Origin of the sequence: Bartonella sp. 220B (genome assembly GCF_026930205.1) — a bacterium.
Lineage (GTDB): Bacteria > Pseudomonadota > Alphaproteobacteria > Rhizobiales > Rhizobiaceae > Bartonella.
Genome location: NZ_JANHOI010000002.1, coordinates 138,113 through 156,779, shown reverse-complemented (window position 1 = coordinate 156,779; position 18,667 = coordinate 138,113). Strand labels below are relative to the sequence as shown.

Genomic DNA, 18,667 nt, shown 5'->3' with positions numbered 1-18,667 from the left:
ACAGAGAATTTATATTCAACCTCTTTCTTTATTTCTAAAACCAAAAAATTGCATTTTTCATCTCTTTCATCCGTTTTTCGAAAAATTTCTCATTTTTGCTAAACAAACTTGTTAGTATTTTTAGGCATTTCAAAATTTTTGAGAATTTCATTTAACTCCGATTTAAACAAAGTCATTTTTTCATCATTTGGTTTGATTTTGTTGTTTTCCGCTATGGAAAAATTAAATCTGTTTTGGAGTATTCAAGCCGGAACTAAAAAACTTTGATTTCTGCTGCTTTGAGATCATAAATGCGTGTAATATCAACAATAATCTGTTCTTTAGGCTCCTTAAGAGAAACCATAATATCATTAACAAAAGGACGTTGATTAGACAAGACGTTGATTTATAATGATAATTTGCTGTTTTGCATATTGAGTTAGACCCCCTAATATCCTAAGATTCTCTCATCTCAAACCTGCTTATCTTGAATCAATCAAAATTACTTTCTTGAACGTCACAAGTGGGGCTGGCGTGTGGATAAAAAACTCTAAAGAAAGGAGTAAAAATGCCTTTAATGAATCGTCTTAATGCAAGGGCTGTCGCAACATTGGGGGCTGGCAAATATAATGATGGCGCCGGCTTGCTTCTTCATAAGCGTAAAGATGGTGGTGCTCAATGGCTTTATCGTTATACCATCCACGGGCTGCGTCGTGAGATGGGCTTGGATGCCTTAAGAAAGGTCTCTTTAAAACAAACCCGTGAATTGGCAACCCAATGGCGGTCTGTTGTACAGAAACTCTCAACAATAGCTGTAGACCAATTACGAGAATATTCTAAAAGAGCAGCAAAAAAACCTATAACGAGAATAAATTTGACAAATTCCCCCTCAAATTCAGCAATATCAGATTGTTTAAATAAGAGAGGAATAAAAGTCTAAAGAAATTAAAGAGTTACTAACAACCAAAAAAGCCTAAAAGCATATTCATGTAATTTAAAATACCAAGTATTTTCTTGCTTTTCTATTAGATCCAATAAACCAACAAATGTGTCACCGGTATCTAAAAAGGTTTTACATTAGAAAAAATAATCAAATATATACTGAGAAAAACAAGCGTTAGCGTAACGAAATTTATATTTTCCCTTATTTTGAAATTATTCATTTTTAAATTCAGCCCCTGGTCATGAATTAACAGATCTTTCTGAAAAAAAATTCAAGATTTACTTGGTTTTTTCTCTACGCTCTGCTTCATTGACTGTGCAATTTGCACTGAAAACACCTGTCATGCAAGCCGCTTTAACACCTATCGCTCACCTGCAAAAGAAGTGGTATTAAGAATGAAAAAACAAGCTTCCAAAACTCTTTTAAAAGGAGTTTTGGAAGCTGCTCGTGCTCTTTTATCCGAGACCCAAGACAATGAACAAGATGATTGCATTTCTCGTTTTATTGTCAATGATACGACGGTAAAAAAACTTGGAGAATTACTCAATGAAAACCCGCGTGGATTACTGATGATACACGATGAACTCTCTGGGTTTTTAACAAACATGGAACGGAGGGAATATCAAACAGAGCGTGCTTTTTATTTAGAAGCTTTTTATAGGGATGGTTGATTTTTCTATGACCGTATTGGGCGTGAAACAATTCATATCCCAACCACCTCTTTGTAAATCCCACCCTCTTTCCGGCCGTAACAAATACAACCCAATATTCTAACTCTTATTCATCAGAACACTTCTACTTATGCAGAATATTCAGAAATGGGAAACAATTAAAAATTTATCAAGCACCAATTCATACTCCTTAACTCAGGTATAAAATACATTTGAGATACAAAGAAAAATCATTGTCTAAGAGTGATTTCTGCATTCTTGTCGCATTATCCATTCCCTACAACTCTGCCTTCCCTACTCGTTCTCTTCATCTTATAAAAGAAAACTTGTACGAAGGCGGTATGAGCTTTTAACAAAAAGATTTTTATCAAAATATCATAATATAATAATAATTTTATTTTCCATAAAAATATAGAAATATTGTCTTTCAAAAACAAGTTTTGATAAAAATAAATTTTCTTAAAATAATGATAAATATTTATTTACATAAAAATATTATTTACTTAAATAAATAAACAAAAATATTTCAATTTTCATCTCTTTTACATCCTCTAAGTCAGGAAAATTTTATGTCTAAAAAATCCCTCTTATTGTGTACAGCAGCCGCAACAATCTTGCTGTTTGGCACCCATTACAATTTACATGCTGAAAGCCTCGAAGCCAACAAAGGGGAAGTAAAAACAGCGACATCAGAAAAAACCTATGAATACCTTAAAGCAGTAAATGGTGGTAAAATCATTGGTGAAAGTTTAACACTCACCGGAGGTCTTCCAAAAGGGGAGGAACTGATAGCTATCTTTGCTAACGTAAATAGTTCAATCGAAGTAAAAAACACAACCATTAAAAGTAATAACGATACGGAGATATCTTATGGTATTGATGTATGGAACGGAAGCACGATAAAAATGACGGGAGGCTCTATTGCAGCTAAAAATGGTGCTATTATCCACACCGATGACAGTGGCGAAAGTACACTGGAAAACGTAAAAATATCTGGCAATAAGAACAGTCCAGCGCTGAAAGGTGTAAATGTTCAAAAAGGCATTGTTAATTTGAAAAATGTCACTGTTACTAAAGCACAATACGCTGTACAAGCCCAATCTAACACGCACATAATCATATCTGAGGGATCGTTCGGTGGGATGATAAGGGCTGACGATGGGACCATCACTTTAAGCAATAACGTTACAGTAACAACTGATGATTATGGGCTCTATGCAAATGGTAAACAATCTCAAATTACAATGTCAGGAGGAAATATCACTGGAAAAAAAGCTGTATTGTACGCAGAAAAAGGTGGGCATATCACTGTCACAGATGCTGTTTTCAAAACAGAGGGTGTAGGAACTGGTGCAAGTGCCACGGGCTCAAACAGCACAATTAATTTGCAGAATACAACGATTGAAGAAGCTAAAGTCGGTCTTGAGGCAAAAGAGGATGCTACGGTTAAAATGACCGGAGGATCTATAACAGTTTCTGAAATGGCTGCTTTTTTTGAGAACAGCAAAAGTAACGAAAACATACTAGAAAATGTAACAATATCAGCCTCTAAAGAAAGCGACGGGCGACTGTTCGCCGGAATATATGCCGATAAAAACAGCTTCCTCACTATAAAAAATGTAACTGTTGGTTTAGCTATCCAAGCTTTACGGGCAGATAATGCATCTGTAATAACTGTATTGGGAGGATCTTTTAATGGACAAGTGAAGTCTCAAAACGGCAGTACTTTTACTCTAAAGGACAATGTTAAAATAATATCCGATGACTTTGGACTCTGGGCAAGAGGTTCACAAACCAAGATCACGATGACGGGAGGAGAAATCACCGGAAAAATAAATGCATTATTGGCAGAACATGATGGGCATATTGATATCACAAATGTTGTTCTGAAAACGGAAAGCAAAGGAACCAGTGCAAAAGCCACCGGCTCAAACAGCATAATTAATTTGCAAAATACCACAATTGAAGAGGCTAAAATCGGCCTAGATGCACAAGAAGGTGGCACGATCAGTATGACCGGTGGATCCATTGCTGTTTCTCAAACAGGTGCTTCGTTCACAAAGAGTAAAAACGATCAAAACAAACTGGAAGGTGTAAAGATAACAAGCAATAGCAAGGATAAACCGCTCTCCATTGGAATAAACGCTGATCAGGAAAGCAGCGTTACTTTAAAAGATGTAACGGTCACAAAAGCAGAAAAAGCTATAGTTGCAAATGATCATTCTACTATAACAATCTTTGGAGGATCATTTGAGGCGAAAAATGCAACAATAAGTGCTACCAATAATAGCACTATTATTTTAACCGATAATGCACAAATTACATCATCTGATGACGATGGGGTCTATGCGGAAGGAGCAGAATCTCAGATCACCATGACAGGAGGAACAGTAACAACAAAGAATGAAGGACCAGCATTAACTGCTCAAAAAGGTGGGCAGATTGATGCCACGAATGTTTCTCTAATAACAGAGAGCAAAGGAACCGGTGCATTTGCTAGTGCGAACAGCACGATTAAATTGCATGGTGATACAATAATTAAAAATACTTTAAATGGTCTTGGAGCCGTTGATGGTGGTAAAATTACCAGTGAAAATTTAAAAATTGTCGGTGGTAAAGCAATTGATAAAAAACTCAACAAAGAACACTTTGGTATATGGACATCAGGTGCTGGTAGTGAAGTGAAGTTAACAGGCAAAACAACTATTGAAAATGTTGGTGAAGGTTTTTACGCAGACGGCGGGAGTAAAATCGTTAGCGGAGATTTAACAATAACCGGTAGTGAAAGTAAAGAAATCACTACTGGTGTAGGTAGTTATGAGTCTGATAGTGTTATTGAATTAAATGGTAAAACGACCATTCAAAATTTTGATGTTGGTCTTGGTGCAGCAAATAATGGCACAATTAAAATGATGAATGGTGATACTAAAGCAACACAGAGTGAATTAAAAAATAAAATAGCAGTAAAAAAGCTTGCACTCGCCGCAGAACTTGGTGGGCAGATTGATCTCAAAGATGTTTCTATAACATCAGAAAACACCGGTTTGCAGTTCTTAGCTCTCTCTGATATTGATAAAGATGAACCAGATGATCCACTAAAACATCAAAGCAGTGAAATCAATTTGACCAATGCTGATCTTCACGTCGAAAATGGTACAGGAATTCTCATTGGAGCTCTCAGTAAAAATAACGCTGAAGACACTCAAGACTTATCAATCGGTACAGCCAAGCTTAATCAATCAAAAATCCATGCTGATGTTTTATTAGGAGATGGTATTTTTTGGGATATAAATTCGTTCGCTGAGAAAGATGTTAAGGCGATTTCCAATGGCACCTTCACATTAACCGCAAATCAATCTACCCTAGAAGGCAGAGCGGATATTGCTAAAGACAGAAATGTCCACTTTGATTTGAACAACAATACTACCTGGACATTAAAAAACAGTGTAAAAGAAACCGATAAGGATGGTAATCTGCTTGATATTGCTCAAAGATCACGTTCTGATGTTTCTGTCCTTAATCTCAACAACAGTAAGATTGTTTTCCAAGGCCCAACAGAAGCGCATTATCACACATTGCATATAGGTTCTGGTAAGCCAGAAAATACCGCGGTCTATAATGCCACAGGAAACGCAGAAATTTACTTCAACACAGCTTGGAGCGATGGTGCAGCAATAGCTGATCAAAAAACCGACAGATTGCTCATTCATGGTGATGTATCAGGAACAACAGCCGTTTATGCCACAGGGCGTTTAAAAGAGAACAATGTGCAAGCAAACACCTCTGCTGCTGCCAATGTCCGTGGTCTTTCTCTCATTCAAGTTTCTGGAAAAGCACAAGAAAACTCTTTTAAACTGGTAAACGGCTATACCACAAAAGACGGTTCACCGGATATGTATACACTGCGTGCCTATGGACCAGAGTCAAGCCAAGGTAAAGCCGATATTGGGCAAAACCTGTTTGATGAGAAAGACAAAAACTTCTGGGATTTCCGTTTGCAACCTAAACTGCTTGAAACCAGTTCTGGTCCAACTGTGAACGCCCCTGTACCACAAACAGCAAACTATTTGGTCATGCCAAATGCTCTCTTCTATAGTGGATTAACCGATATGGCCAAGCAAAACGCACTGCTCGCCAATATCAGAATATCCGTTCTAGGAAAAGAAGACGAGAAAAATATCGGTTTCTTCCTCTATACTTATGGAAGCACAGGGACCTTATCCTCTGAACGTGGACCTCTCAAATATGGTTATGGCGCTGATATTCGTTATGCCGCTCTCCAAGCTGGTGCAACATTGGCAGCAATCGAGGGACAAAACGTCACCACACATTTCGGTGTTGTTGGAACTTACGGGCAACTGTCTTTCACTCCAAAGGACATGGCAGATGTAAGCAAGAGTACATTAGATAAATGGTCACTGACAGCCTATGGCAGCATACAGCATGACAATGGTTTCTATCTTGATACACTGTTCTCTTATGGCGTTTTCAAGGGTGATATCGGCAATGCCATCATGGGTAAAACAGCAAAATTAAACAATGCCAAGATGCTGAGTATCTCCACCATCGTTGGTAAAAAAATTGCAACCGGAACAGAAGGTTTAACATTCGAACCGCAGGCACAACTTGCCTATCAACATTTGATGTTTAAACCCATTGAAGACGCCAATGATCTGACCATTGATATGAATAACCCTTCTCAATGGTTAATCCGTGTTGGTGGACGTTTGACAAAAACCCTTTCCACTGAAAATAACCGCCCGATGTCTTTCTATGGGAAGGTAAACTTTATCAAAACATTTGGTGACAAGGGGTCCATCACAATTGGTAGAGACTTTGATCTTGATCCTATGGGGCCTGCGATTGAAGGTGGTGTTGGCATCAATGCACAACTCTCGCACAATTTGTCCCTTCATGGTGATGTTAGTTATCAACAAAAGCTGCAAAAAACCGGTATATCGGGAGCAAGTTTTTCAGGAGGTATCCGCTATCAGTTTTAAGACGGGGCTATAAATCTTAAGATAAAACTGTAAATCTTGGAACAAGGCTGTAAATTTAATATGGGGCTGTAAAAACAGGCGTCTTATATCCTTCGTTTATGCTTGCCCATAAACAGAAAAGCCGAGATCATTGTAAATAGTTAAAGAGAAAAGGCAGTGCAACGTACTGCCTTTTTTAATCTCTGAAAACTATTGTTTTTATTCCTTGAAGACTCTCTCCTTTCTAAGAAACTCACTCTCCTTTTCATCGGAAATCATAACTACAAATATTGATTTATAATAGTATTTTATTGTTTTGCATATTAAATGAGACCCCCGAATATTGTAAGATTCTTTCATCTCAAATCATTTCATTTTGAATCAATTAAAATCACTTGCTTGCACATCATAAGCGGGACTGATGTGTGGATAAAAAAATGTTGAGAAAGGAGTAAAAACGCCTTTAATGAATCGTCTTACAGCTAGCAATAGAACGCAATAAAAAGCTTCAAAAAGGTTCGGCATAGACCGAAAAATAAGTTAAAAGAATCAAGGAAACTAACCCCCCCCCCAAACTTTTGGATAATCTATTGATTTTATTGAGAATGGCGGAGAGGAAGAGATTCGAACTCTCGAGAGCCTTTTGAGCCCTACTCCCTTAGCAGGGGAGCGCCTTCGACCACTCGGCCACCTCTCCAAGGGAGTGCATAAAGGGTATCAACAGAAAGTTCAAGACATTTTCTATCTTTTTCAAAAATATCTAAGATTTTTCTCGTTTATTGATCCAAGAGGACAAAAAGTTAACAAAACAAAAATTGTGTTTTTTTTACCACATTCTCCTGAATAGTACATGAATATCCTTCAAAAATATGATTTCATATTTGTATATTTAAAAAAGATCAGTATAGCTAGAATTAAGTATCGCGTATTTTTGCCTTTAAATAAGTTGAGCAAATAATATTCCTAACGAAGAATAAACACCTTTCATTGGAGATCCAGTATGAATATTAAATCCCTCTTTTTGAGCTCTACAGCAGCTTTTTTAGCGATTTCTGGAGCACAAGCAGCTCCCAAACCAATTGCAGAACCAGAACCTGTAGAATATATTCGCGTTTGCGATGCATATGGTAAAGGATACTTCTATATCCCTGGAACAGAGACATGCATGCGTTTGTCAGGAAATGTTCGCGCTGAGTTTGTGGGTGGTGATAACGTAGATGCAATAACTGATGCTCAACTATCTGAGAAAAGAAAAACCTACGGTGCATCGTCACAGTTAACTCTTGTTTTTCAAACTGCTTCTGAAACAGAGTTAGGAACACTTCGTTCCTATGCACGTATCTCTTCAAAATGGGACAATGGTAAGGACAGTTCAGGTGCAAAACTCTCAGCCGCTTACATTGAACTTGGTGGTTTTCGTATAGGTCTTGATGATACAATTTTTAACAGTTGGACTGGTGGTTATGGAAACGTTCTAAACGATGATAGTATCGCACCAGCAGGTGCAACGCGCACAAACTTTATTTCTTACACCTTTAGTGGTGACACCGGATTTTCTGCTATTATCGGAGCTGAAGTAGGCAATGATGATGGCCCTACCCCTCTCGAAAATACATATTATTACATAAATAAAGATGATATAATCGTTGATGTTCCTGTAGATGGTCTTCCAAGTAAAGGAATAAAAAAATACACTCCCAATATCGTTTTGGGTATGAAGTTTATGCAAAAATGGGGTGGTTTTTCAACGGTGGCAGCTTACGATGCTTATTACAAAAAATGGGCAGCAAAAGTACGCATGGATTTCAATGTCAACGATCGTTTGAACCTATGGGTAATGGGTGGCTATAAAAACAACGTTGATTATTATAAAAAGGATGAAAACAACGTCTTATCACGGCAGAACACAACGATTTATGCAAACTGGGGAGGAAAATGGGCTACCTGGGCTGGTGCAACTTACAAGCTTACTCCAAAAGCAGATTTGAACGCTCAAATTTCTTACAGTGCTGTCAAGACTTTTGCAACTTCTGTAAATATTGCCTACACCTTGGTTCCAGGTTTTGTAATTACACCTGAATTGACTTATGTTTCTTGGAATGATGATCGCACTCTCAAGGATGCAAGTGGTGGCGCATATACACATGCTCTGAAAGGAAAAAGTGCTTTACAAGGTATGATTCGCTTCCAGCGCTCATTCTAATCTTCTTAGATCACACTTTTAAAAACTGGCAACACACGTTGCCAGTTTTTTGTTTTTGAAGCTCTTTGTGATAATCATAACACCATCTCTTATTATTTATGAATTACTATCCCTGTAAAAAGCTGCTTAATATTCCAAGCAAATGAATCAGATAAAGACTGATAAGTGCCTTCATAAATCTTGCACATGCAATTCAAAGAACACGGATTTTTATCCAAGGTGATCTTTTGTTAAATTGTCTAGATCTCCTCAAAAGCAATGAAAAACGAGCGGAATATCTCTTAAACGTGTTAGACAATGAATCGCAGCAATGCTCTCAACCAAAATGGCTAAGCTCAAATGCATCACAAGCTTTTTGGGGAATTTCAGTAATTTTTGATAAACAGAAAATATGCTTCCAAGAATAGAAACAATATACAATAAAAAAACAAAAACCATTACACTTATATTTAAAGCCCTATGTAGGCTTTGTTTACTCTTTTATTTCAATTATTATTAAGTTTTACTTGTATAATACAAGAACAATGCACATAATCTATAGTTTTTTGCATCAGATATTGTATACATAAATTCATTCTAAAGCGTCACTTTTTCTATACAAACTCTTAAACATCATATTTTTCCCCATACACAATGTTCTGATTTTACATGCGCCTTGTCTATTTTATGAGCATACATTCACACTGCCGTAGAAGCATTTATTTTTATATTTCTTAAAGCTAATTTGAAAGGTAAGCGACGCGTAAAGAGTCGAAAAAGCAGAATTCTTTAGCTTACCCCTCAAAAACGCATCACTTTTTTCTTGTTTCACTCATTCTTTTGCAAGGTCATTTTTGTTTTCAAAACAATCACAATTTCTCTCTTTCAGAGAAACTTCATTGGCAGAAAGCCAAAAAACTCTGTTAAGAAAACCTATATTGTTGCAACTCCCTTTCTTTAAAATTAAGATAAACTGGATAAATCTGATGGAAAATACTTATCTACCAAAGCATAGAGAATCGCTGCGGTTTCAACATCCAGAATCCCATCATAATTTTCTTGACGAAAATGAAGCTGAAAAGCTCGAATCAAATTTTTATATCCAATTTCGCTACATGCAATAGAAATGTCATACCCATAACATTTCAACTGAGCCAAAACATCTTCTTTGGATGGAAAACTCTTACAAAACTGCTCCTGATAATGATGCTTTCGTTCATCATCATACCATGCCCCTATCCCTGCCATATAAAGTTCTTTCCACGGGAAAGCAGCCCCTGGATCAATTTTTCTTCCAATGGCAATATCACTGTGTCCAACAACATCGGTTGGCGTAATATCTGGATATCGTTGAAGAATATTCAACGCAAGCTCCTTAACTGCATCAATTTGCGTTGGATTATAAGGAGGAAATATCAATCCCTCATTTTTACAGGTAAAAAAATGATTATTCTCAAAGGGCAAAACTGTACTGCTCACATGCCTTTTTTCAATCCATGAGCCAACCTGTAATTCATTTGCATCTTTATGAACTGGATTTAAAACGCGCATATCCTTTAAAGATGTTTCAACATACGTCTTGTCTGACGAAACAGAATAGCCCGTTGCTAAATTAACTATTTCAATTCCAATAGATGTATCATTTAAATTACTATGCCCAGCCCATGAACTGACACCCGCATGCCATGCGCGCTCACTTTCATCAACAAGATTAAAGATACGCATATCCTTAAAACCGGCCTCAAGATATGTCTGCTCTGTTGGATCAGGAACAAGATAGTGTGCACTAACCTTTTCTCCTGTAAGAGCCATAACTGACTCTTTAAAATTCAGTGAAGTATAATGCATTACAAGAAAACGAACACGACGATTAAAGCTCCTAATAGAACGATAACTGTTGTAGTCAATCTGATACATGGAAATCTTTCCTTTTTTCATTCACAAGTACCACCGCACATTATAATAGACAGTCTACGAAATGAGGGAGGAACAATTTTTGAAAATTTTTTATATTCAAACACTCAAATACTAAGAATGATGCTTTAAAAATTAACTCAGCAAAAAAGCTCTTACTCAACAACGAATGATGCATTTTCAAACATGACTGAAAATTGCCCATCAAGAAACCAATAAGAACATAGCAAAACCGCTGAAAGAATATTCCTTTGTATCTTGCATACAAAACAATTCTGTTTTACGCACTTGAATAATCCTGAGAGATCAGTACACATGAGAGATAATACCTAACCATTATGTGAGAGCATAACAGTCCTGGAAAATACTGCTATTTTATGGCAATTTATTGTCAGAAAAATGAACGATGCTTTGGCTATCCTCTTGAAAAAATATCCTTCATCTCTTAATCAACACATGCCAAGTTCTTCCCCTGAGCTAAAAAAAATAAACGCCATGAGTCATTGCAATTTTATCATGCAATAATAATTCTTCCCATACGCATATAGGCACGTGATTTTTAGCTTAAAATGTATAAATATTTGTTGTAAAAAAATAATACAGAATTTCTATTCTCAAGAATATCCCTAACAAAACTTGAATAACAATACTCGTATTGTCCTGAAAAACTGTTGAGAATAAAATATTTTCTATTTATTTATTACCACTTTAATATTGTTTCATATCAAAGAAATCTGCTAGCAAATACAACCAATCTAAAGCATCAAAACAACACTGCTAACCTGAGGAAGAGCAATGATTGAGTCAGTGTTTTTACTACCCTCCAGAATATCATCTACGATCTTCAGCTTTCAAATATCTTTTTAAAACCGACCAAGCTGCATATTCCTGTAAGACTACGCCTAAAAGCGGTCGCGTATAAGGAAACGTGATATGATCATCACCAAACCCGTCAATTCGTACAGTCATAGTCGCATGTCCAAGGCTTTCTTTTTGGTTTTCTAATACTTCTAAAGAAGGCGATAAGCTAACCTTAACCTCAAGCTGTGGAAGAGTTTTCTCATTTTTTTCCGTTTGTTGAAAATATTTTAAAAGCATCGGATTACTTGCTGACCAGTGAACTTCTGCATATTTTGCTAATTGTTGGCAAGCAGTGGTAATTTCTGCACCAACCAAGTATGAACGAAAATGATCTTCAAATTCTTCGATTAAATGTTGAGCCAAGGGTGTTGATGACTGACCAATCAGTTGCACAAGGACATAAGGACTTTTCCATAAAAAATGCCGCTCAAACGGTTCATTAGCAAAATGACTATCAACCCAATGCGCAATGGTACTTTCATCAATTCCAATCAAAGTCCACGCATATTGAGCACGCGATACAGCAGAATACTTCTTTTCACCGTATTCTAAATAATGTTCTAAAAGTGAAAGAGCCTGGGTGGGAGGACCAGGCAAAACAACAAGAGAACTTCCACTACAGGAGAGATAAAAACCAGGTGCTGTCCCCGTAGGGTTATCAAGGACTTGTGCCGTCTCAAGAAACAATGCCTGACGGGCATTATTGCTATCAGGTGCAATCCCTAACCGTTGCAATTGACCTTTTATCGTTTGCCAAACCGCTTCATGATGGACCAAAGGCTTTTGCACAGCTTGAGCAATCGCATCACGCGTTTTATCGTCAGATGTTGGTCCTAATCCTCCACTGATAATGATGAGATCTTCTTGTCCAAGACACGCAACCACTGTCTCACTGATTTGCTGTAATTGATCGGCGCAAACAAAATGACGTGTCACTTGAATATTTCTCTTGTTCAAGCTTTGACTCAAATCCTGCAAATTCGTATTCAGATATTGTCCTGAAAGGAGCTCATCACCAACCGTAATAATCGCCGCTCGACAAACAGAGACAGGATTTACAAGAGAATGAAGAACAGCTTCAGCCATTTGACGCGTGGTGGCTAAACCTCCTAAATCATAAGTTACAGTTTTCCCAGCGCGAATAACCTGATCAACACTCTCAGACAATTGTTGTGCTGCATCCTGAAAACCTAAATGCTCCAAGAGTAAGGCTGTAGTGTAAAGCATGGCAGAAGGATTAGCTTTATTCTGCCCAGCAATACGTGGTGCACTGCCATGAACAGGCTCAAAATACGCAATCTTGCTTCCCACATTTGCACTCGGTGCCAATCCCAATCCACCCATTACTCCAGCACCAAGATCAGAGAGAATATCACCAAACATATTTTCAGCAACAATCACACCAAACTGCTCTGGTTTTGTGACAATCCACAAAGCAACCGCATCAACATTGTGTATATCTGCTTCAATTTCGGAATAATTTTGAGCCACTTTCTCAAAAATTTCTTGAGCAAATTGACCACTTTCTCTCATGACATTTGGCTTATCAGCAAAAGTAACCCGCTTAAAACCATATCTCCGTGCATAAGAAAAAGCATATTCAAACAACCGCTCTAAACCAAAACGTGTCTGCAACCGCACTGTCCATGCGGCCTCTTCAAGACCATATTTTGTCAAATTGGGATGCTTTAACCATGTTGCTGTTTCAGGAGTGACACCGCGAAAATCAAGCCCCGCATAGAGACCCTCACTATTTTCCCTGATAACACAAAAATGAAAAGGTCTTTTTGAACCAACAATATATCTTACAGGTCGTATATTCGCAAACAAGCCTAACTTTTGGCGAAGCTGAACAACAGGCGAAACATAGGGAAGTTGCCTCTCCCTTAAATGTGGTGCAAGCTCCTTTAAAGCAGCTTCTTTCCCTTTACTAGTCACAGCACCAAGCAAAACAGCATCACAATCATTGATTTTTTGCCAAGTTTCTTGAGGAACAGGATCTCCTTCCTGTTTCCAACATTCCCAACCAATAGCGCCATAAGCTAATTCAATCGGCAACTGAAATTTCTCTAAAACCATCAGTGCTGTATCACAAACTTCTGGCCCCACCCCATCCCCAGGTAATACAAGAATTTTCTTTTTCATAATCCATCAATCCATTCAGAAAGAATTTTATTCGTCATAACAGGATTATCATCCCATAAACGCGTTCCCGCATCAGAAACAATCTTATATTCATGATTCACACAATGACTTCGTGTTTGATTATCTACGGTTGCAAGTTGCGATTTTTCACCTACTAAAGCTAAAAACTTTCCGGTGTACTTGATAATCTCATTTCTAGCATCCATTCCCAACAAGAACTCAAATCCTTTTGTCATACGCTCAATAGCCAAGCTTTTTTGCGTATTAGAAATCTCCAATAAGGCTCTTTTCTTCATAACTCCACGAGGATGCATAAAAGTATTCAGTGCTTCTAAAGCTCCTGACAAATCTTTATTTTTCAAGAAATTGAGAATATATCCAACACGCTGTTGCAAAAACATATCTGGATAACCTGGTGCATTTACGGCTAGCATAGCGTGAACATTGGAAAGTCGCGCAGCCAATATCTGTACCAACATTCCAGCCATAGAAAAACCCACAAGAATTGAAGGCTCTTTAAAGTATATTTCAAGTTTCTCTACCATAAAAGGTAAAATGCCTATGGCAGATTTATTACAAAAACTAGAGTGAGGAGGAAAAAGGGATAGTGTATCAAGTAAAGTAATTTGGAATCCTTTTGCCAAACACAATTTTGTAAATGAAGAACAAAAAACGCCGTGATCCCAAAATGGCATCACAGGAGAAAGAATGACAACACGAAGGCTCATTATTTATTTCCCGCCCCTCTTTATTTCAAAATATAGATTGTAGCAGCCACATCTCCACTGAAGATAACTATACAAACCTAAAAATTGTGGAATCTCTATCCTGCATAAACTTCCCCCCATCAAACTGTCAAAAATAGTCAATTATACCAAAATTAAATTAAGCTACGGCAGATTTTAAGCACCTTCAATACAGCCAGATTAATGAGAATTAATTCTGAACTAAGATTTACATTCAAGCAAAACAATACCAAAATATGTACGCGTGATGTCCCCTTTTGCTATCCTACTCAATCCATTTGTGAGATTTTAATAATACTGAAATCTGCTTTTAATTCAATAACTATTTATGTGATCTTCATTGTGAGATTGCATTCAACAACAGACCTTATGATTTTTTTTATCTATAAAATATTATTAACGGCTTATAAGCAATTTACAGTTTTAATGTACCCAGGTTGCATCTATACCTTAAACGGTGTGGAAAACCCTTCTCTGTTTTGACTTTAAAAGAGATATTTCACTTCATGTAGAAAATATTGCTTATTTTGTGGAAGAATGAATATAAAATAAAACATTGGATAGCTGTAATTTCTCGAGATCATGCTTGCCTTGCAGCCAAATTTGGTTTCCTTCAAGTCTGTCACGGTAAGGCTGATCCACTTCAAAAAACATCTAAGGGAGATGAAGTCTTCATTTATTGTCCACGGAGTGAAATGGGCACTGGAAAAATTCTTCAAACTATAGAGTTTCAGTGTGTGTTCAAAGATAACCAAATTTATCAAGTAGAGCAAACTCCTGATTTCATACCTTTTCGAAAAGATGCTGTTTTTAATAAACAAGCAAAACCTGTTGTTTTAAAAGAAGTTCAAGGTCTAGAATTTCTATCCAATCCTCGTTGGGGGATGTTAGCAAGGCGAGGCTTTTTCGAAATTACAACTCATGACGCGTCCCGAATTCGCAAAGCAATGGGAGTTCATGATGGCTAATGATGAAATTTATTTCTATTATTTCAAGTATGTAAAGAAGATGTCTCTTGGAGACTGAATGGTTTCTTTTAATGAAAGCGTAGCCAAAGAGATTGGTATCAACGCATTATTTGTTGTGACACTGCTATTGGAAAATGGTCTGCAATAGAAATGAGCATCTTAAATTTAAGAATTTCTTTTAGCCTGAAGCCTATATAACCTATCCATTAAATAGATTTTTTTATGGAAAAAGGGATTCTCATGTTTAAATGGACACATAGTGAAGAGATTTACACACAAGCGAGTGCTGAGCAAATTTGGGCTATGTGGGAAAATGTGGCAACATGGCCTTGTTGGGATCATGAGCTTGAATGGATAGAACTTTCTGGTGCTTTTAAAGCAGGAGCTGTAGGAAAAATGAAGCCTAAAAAAGGACCGAAAGTAACTTTTACACTTGATAAAGTTATAAAAAATGTTTGCTTTTCTGATTATGCTAAACTTCCTTTTACACACATGACTTTCGATCATGAGTATATTCGTTCAACAAAATCTTGTTCTTCAAACAATAAAATTCGTCATACTGTAACTATGTCGGGTTTATTTGCTCCCTTATTTGGAGTCATTATTGGATCAAAAATTAAATTGCACCTTCGCGATGCTATGATTGAAATGAACCGTCGTGCTCTTACTGGGAATAAATCGTTTCCATAACTATGCTTACTCACTTAAGGAAATTGAAGCTGTCAAAAAAAAAGACGACGCAGAAATTATAGCATACATTAAAATTTGAGTCTCTGCCCCGTGAGTGTATTAACTAAGCAATTGCCCATAGAAGATGTAGTCTAGTCCGTTTTGGAGTTTTGGAGTTTTGGAGTTTAAAATAATGAAGTGTCATCACACAATTTTCCATTGGTTTTATGCAAATATGGATTTAACTCACTGATAACAGTGAGCGAATTAGAAAGCTTGAAGCCAAAGAGATTTTACTTGTATTTTTTTTGAAAGAAGATGAAAAAATGTTCGATTTATTAAAAGAACGTGTGTATGCGAGTATTTATATTGATGAGCATACAAAATTACATTTTATATGAATTCGCTAAATTGTTTATCCATATAAATAATAAATATTTAAGGGAGCCTATAATGACTGACAAAAACCAGATTGATAAAGCTGCTTCGTTGATTGAAGCAGCAAAACGTTCTGGAGCAGATGCTGCTGATGCTGTTATTGTCCGTGCTCATTCTACTAGCGTATCAGTTCGTTGCGGAAAAGTCGAATCGACAGAAGCTTCAGAGAGCAATGATTTTACATTAAGGGTTTTTGTTGGGAAAAAAGTAGCAAGTGTTTCTGCTAATTTAACGGCTTATCCGCAAAAACTAGCAGAGCGCGTTGTTGCAATGGCGAAAGCTTCTCCTGACAGTTTATTTGAAGGCTTGGCAAATAAAGACTATTTGGTTACACACCCTAAAGATCTTGATCTTTTTGATGATTTTGTTCCACATAGCCATTTTTTAACAGAAGATGCTTTAAAAACAGAGGCAGCAGCCCTTGATATTAAAGGAGTGAGCAATTCTGGTGGAGCCACAACAGCTTATGGCCGTAGTGGGTTTGTTCTTGTAACGAGTGATGGTTTTTGTGGGTCCTATCATTCCAGTTATTTTTCACGTTCTTGTGGTGCTGTCGCTGGTGAAGGAACAGCAATGGAGCGTGATTATGATTATACAACCGCCCTGCACTTTTCCGATTTGGAAGCAGCAGAAATTGTAGGAAAAAATGCAGGAACGAGAGCAGTTCGACGTTTAGGAGCAGTTCGTACTGCCACAAAGGTTGTGGATATTATTTTTGATCCACGTACAGCTCGTGGAATTTCTGGACATATCGCATCTATGGTGAATGGAGCATCTGTAGCTCGAAAAACAAGTCTTTTACAAAATTTTTTGGGAAAAGCAGTGATGAAATCAAATGTTCATGTGACAGATCAACCTTTGCGATTGCGTGGAAATGCTTCTCGTCCTTTCGATGGAGAAGGTGTGGAGGGGCAAACATTGAATATTATTGAAAATGGTATTTTAAAAAACTGGCTTCTTTCATCATCTTCAGCACGTGAATTGGGACTTGAAACCAATGGTCATGGTGTGCGTTCAGCTTCATTGGTTCAACCAGCAAGTACCAATTTTGCTATTGAACCAGGTTTAATATCACCTGATGATATGATAAAAAATTTGCGTGCCGGATTCTATGTTACGGAATTATTCGGGCATGGCATTGATTTCGTTACCGGGCAGTACAGTCGTGGTGCTTCTGGTTTTTGGATTGAAAATGGCGAAATTGCCTATCCAGTAAGTGAAGTAACACTAGGTTCTGATCTGCTCCATATGTTAGCACATCTAACACCTGCCAACGATATTGATCGGCGTTATAGTATAGCAGCGCCAACATTATTAATTGAAGGAATGACACTTGCAGGAAAATAACACGCATCATTCTTCTGACTTAAACCTTTTGCTTGATGTTGCTCGAAAAGCAGGAGATTTAGCAATGAAGTATTTTGGATGCACATTAGACGTTTGGATAAAAGATGGAAATTCACCAGTTAGTGAAGCAGACTTTGCAGTTGATCACTTTTTGAAAGAAAAGCTTCTTGGAGCGCGTCCAAATTATGGATGGATTTCAGAAGAAACGAAAGATCACCGGAAACAACAAAGCTATGAACGCTATTTTGTGGTTGATCCTATTGATGGAACGCGTGGTTTTCTTTCTGGCAACACCTATTGGTGTGTTTCGATAGCTATTATTGAAAATGGACGTCCTATCGTGGGTGTTGTGCAATGTCCAGCTCAGGGGGATGTTTATGCGGCTATTATTGGTGGAAAAGCCACATTAAATGGCAGAGAACTTCCTCTTTTAGCATCTCAGATTAAACGCAAATATAAAGTTTCACTTGATAAATCGTTCGCTCAAAAATTGCCGGATGATTTTCTCAATCAAATTAGTTTTTATCGCCATATTCCCTCTCTTGCATATCGTATTGTCCTTGTTGCCCAAAATGAGATCGATATTGTGTTGGTTCGCCCGAACTGTCACGCATGGGATATCGCAGCGGCTGATCTTATTTTACAGGAATGCGGAGGGTGTTTTCTATCGCTTGATGCACCTTTTATATCTTACGGAATTGAACCTTATCAATATGGGCTTTTAATTGCAGGTAAAAATAATTGCTGCCAAGATATGATAGATGTTGTTCGTCAAGCAAAGTTAGTTTAATCACATAAAAAATGCGCTAAAATTTCTTAATGATA

The 18,667-nt window shown here is 37.3% G+C and carries 11 protein-coding genes, 1 tRNA gene and 1 pseudogene; 8 read left to right on the top strand and 5 right to left on the bottom strand.

Annotation, left to right across the window (positions count from 1 at the left end):
* Positions 1-253: 253 nt before the first annotated feature.
* Positions 254-376, bottom strand: coding sequence for a hypothetical protein (locus NPX99_RS02315; RefSeq protein ID WP_269030151.1), 123 nt, complete (start codon positions 374-376; stop codon positions 254-256).
* 171 nt (positions 377-547) lie between these two features.
* Between NPX99_RS02315 and NPX99_RS02310 the strand changes: the two are divergent.
* From NPX99_RS02310 to NPX99_RS02300, 3 genes and pseudogenes are all read left to right on the top strand, one after another.
* Positions 548-823, top strand: a pseudogene (locus NPX99_RS02310) (Arm DNA-binding domain-containing protein); the annotation flags it as partial.
* 494 nt (positions 824-1,317) lie between these two features.
* A complete protein-coding gene (locus NPX99_RS02305) occupies positions 1,318-1,593 on the top strand; it encodes a DUF3987 domain-containing protein (RefSeq protein WP_329957926.1) in 276 nt (91 codons plus the stop codon).
* Positions 1,594-2,162: 569 nt separating this feature from the next.
* Positions 2,163-6,593: an autotransporter outer membrane beta-barrel domain-containing protein gene (locus NPX99_RS02300; RefSeq protein WP_329957925.1), complete on the top strand. Its 4,431-nt coding sequence runs from the start codon at positions 2,163-2,165 to the stop codon at positions 6,591-6,593.
* 585 nt (positions 6,594-7,178) lie between these two features.
* Here NPX99_RS02300 and NPX99_RS02295 read toward each other — a convergent pair.
* Positions 7,179-7,269: transfer RNA gene (locus NPX99_RS02295), tRNA-Ser, on the bottom strand.
* 303 nt (positions 7,270-7,572) lie between these two features.
* On the opposite strand from NPX99_RS02295, the gene NPX99_RS02290 reads away from it, so the two are divergent.
* The gene (locus NPX99_RS02290) at positions 7,573-8,775 is read left to right on the top strand and encodes a porin (protein ID WP_269030150.1); all 1,203 of its coding nucleotides are present in this window, start codon (positions 7,573-7,575) and stop codon (positions 8,773-8,775) included.
* Between the two features lie 942 nt (positions 8,776-9,717).
* Here NPX99_RS02290 and NPX99_RS02285 read toward each other — a convergent pair.
* The 3 genes from NPX99_RS02285 to NPX99_RS02275 all read right to left on the bottom strand — a co-directional run bounded on the left by NPX99_RS02285 (position 9,718) and on the right by NPX99_RS02275 (position 14,402).
* On the bottom strand, positions 9,718-10,671 hold the full coding sequence (locus NPX99_RS02285; RefSeq protein ID WP_269030273.1) for an N-acetylmuramoyl-L-alanine amidase: 954 nt from the start codon (positions 10,669-10,671) through the stop codon (positions 9,718-9,720).
* 828 nt (positions 10,672-11,499) lie between these two features.
* Positions 11,500-13,674 carry an isocitrate/isopropylmalate dehydrogenase family protein gene (locus tag NPX99_RS02280; RefSeq protein ID WP_269030149.1) on the bottom strand — a complete coding sequence of 725 codons (2,175 nt, stop codon included), beginning with the start codon at positions 13,672-13,674 and terminating at the stop codon, positions 11,500-11,502.
* On the bottom strand, positions 13,671-14,402 hold the full coding sequence (locus NPX99_RS02275) for an alpha/beta fold hydrolase (protein WP_269030148.1): 732 nt from the start codon (positions 14,400-14,402) through the stop codon (positions 13,671-13,673). The genes NPX99_RS02280 and NPX99_RS02275 overlap by 4 nt, the downstream gene beginning before the upstream one ends.
* Positions 14,403-14,938: 536 nt before the next feature.
* On the opposite strand from NPX99_RS02275, the gene NPX99_RS02270 reads away from it, so the two are divergent.
* The 4 genes from NPX99_RS02270 to NPX99_RS02255 all read left to right on the top strand — a co-directional run bounded on the left by NPX99_RS02270 (position 14,939) and on the right by NPX99_RS02255 (position 18,632).
* The gene (locus NPX99_RS02270) at positions 14,939-15,388 is read left to right on the top strand and encodes an EVE domain-containing protein (protein ID WP_269030147.1); all 450 of its coding nucleotides are present in this window, start codon (positions 14,939-14,941) and stop codon (positions 15,386-15,388) included.
* A 240-nt stretch (positions 15,389-15,628) separates the two neighbouring features.
* Positions 15,629-16,078 (top strand): hypothetical protein, encoded by a 450-nt coding sequence (locus NPX99_RS02265; RefSeq protein ID WP_269030146.1) that lies wholly within the window; start codon positions 15,629-15,631, stop codon positions 16,076-16,078.
* 432 nt (positions 16,079-16,510) lie between these two features.
* Positions 16,511-17,842 (top strand): TldD/PmbA family protein, encoded by a 1,332-nt coding sequence (locus NPX99_RS02260; protein WP_269030145.1) that lies wholly within the window; start codon positions 16,511-16,513, stop codon positions 17,840-17,842.
* Complete coding sequence (locus NPX99_RS02255) at positions 17,829-18,632, top strand: 3'(2'),5'-bisphosphate nucleotidase CysQ (RefSeq protein WP_269030144.1); 804 nt, start codon at positions 17,829-17,831, stop codon at positions 18,630-18,632. The genes NPX99_RS02260 and NPX99_RS02255 overlap by 14 nt, the downstream gene beginning before the upstream one ends.
* The last annotated feature ends 35 nt before the right edge of the window (positions 18,633-18,667 follow it).

Coding starts and splice junctions, on each gene's coding strand:
- NPX99_RS02280 (WP_269030149.1), bottom strand. CDS start 13,674: ATGAAAAAGAAAATTCTTGTATTACCTGGGGATGGGGTGGGGCCAGAA.
- NPX99_RS02285 (WP_269030273.1), bottom strand. CDS start 10,671: ATGTATCAGATTGACTACAACAGTTATCGTTCTATTAGGAGCTTTAAT.
- NPX99_RS02275 (WP_269030148.1), bottom strand. CDS start 14,402: ATGAGCCTTCGTGTTGTCATTCTTTCTCCTGTGATGCCATTTTGGGAT.
- NPX99_RS02260 (WP_269030145.1), top strand. CDS start 16,511: ATGACTGACAAAAACCAGATTGATAAAGCTGCTTCGTTGATTGAAGCA.
- NPX99_RS02290 (WP_269030150.1), top strand. CDS start 7,573: ATGAATATTAAATCCCTCTTTTTGAGCTCTACAGCAGCTTTTTTAGCG.
- NPX99_RS02265 (WP_269030146.1), top strand. CDS start 15,629: ATGTTTAAATGGACACATAGTGAAGAGATTTACACACAAGCGAGTGCT.
- NPX99_RS02305 (WP_329957926.1), top strand. CDS start 1,318: ATGAAAAAACAAGCTTCCAAAACTCTTTTAAAAGGAGTTTTGGAAGCT.
- NPX99_RS02300 (WP_329957925.1), top strand. CDS start 2,163: ATGTCTAAAAAATCCCTCTTATTGTGTACAGCAGCCGCAACAATCTTG.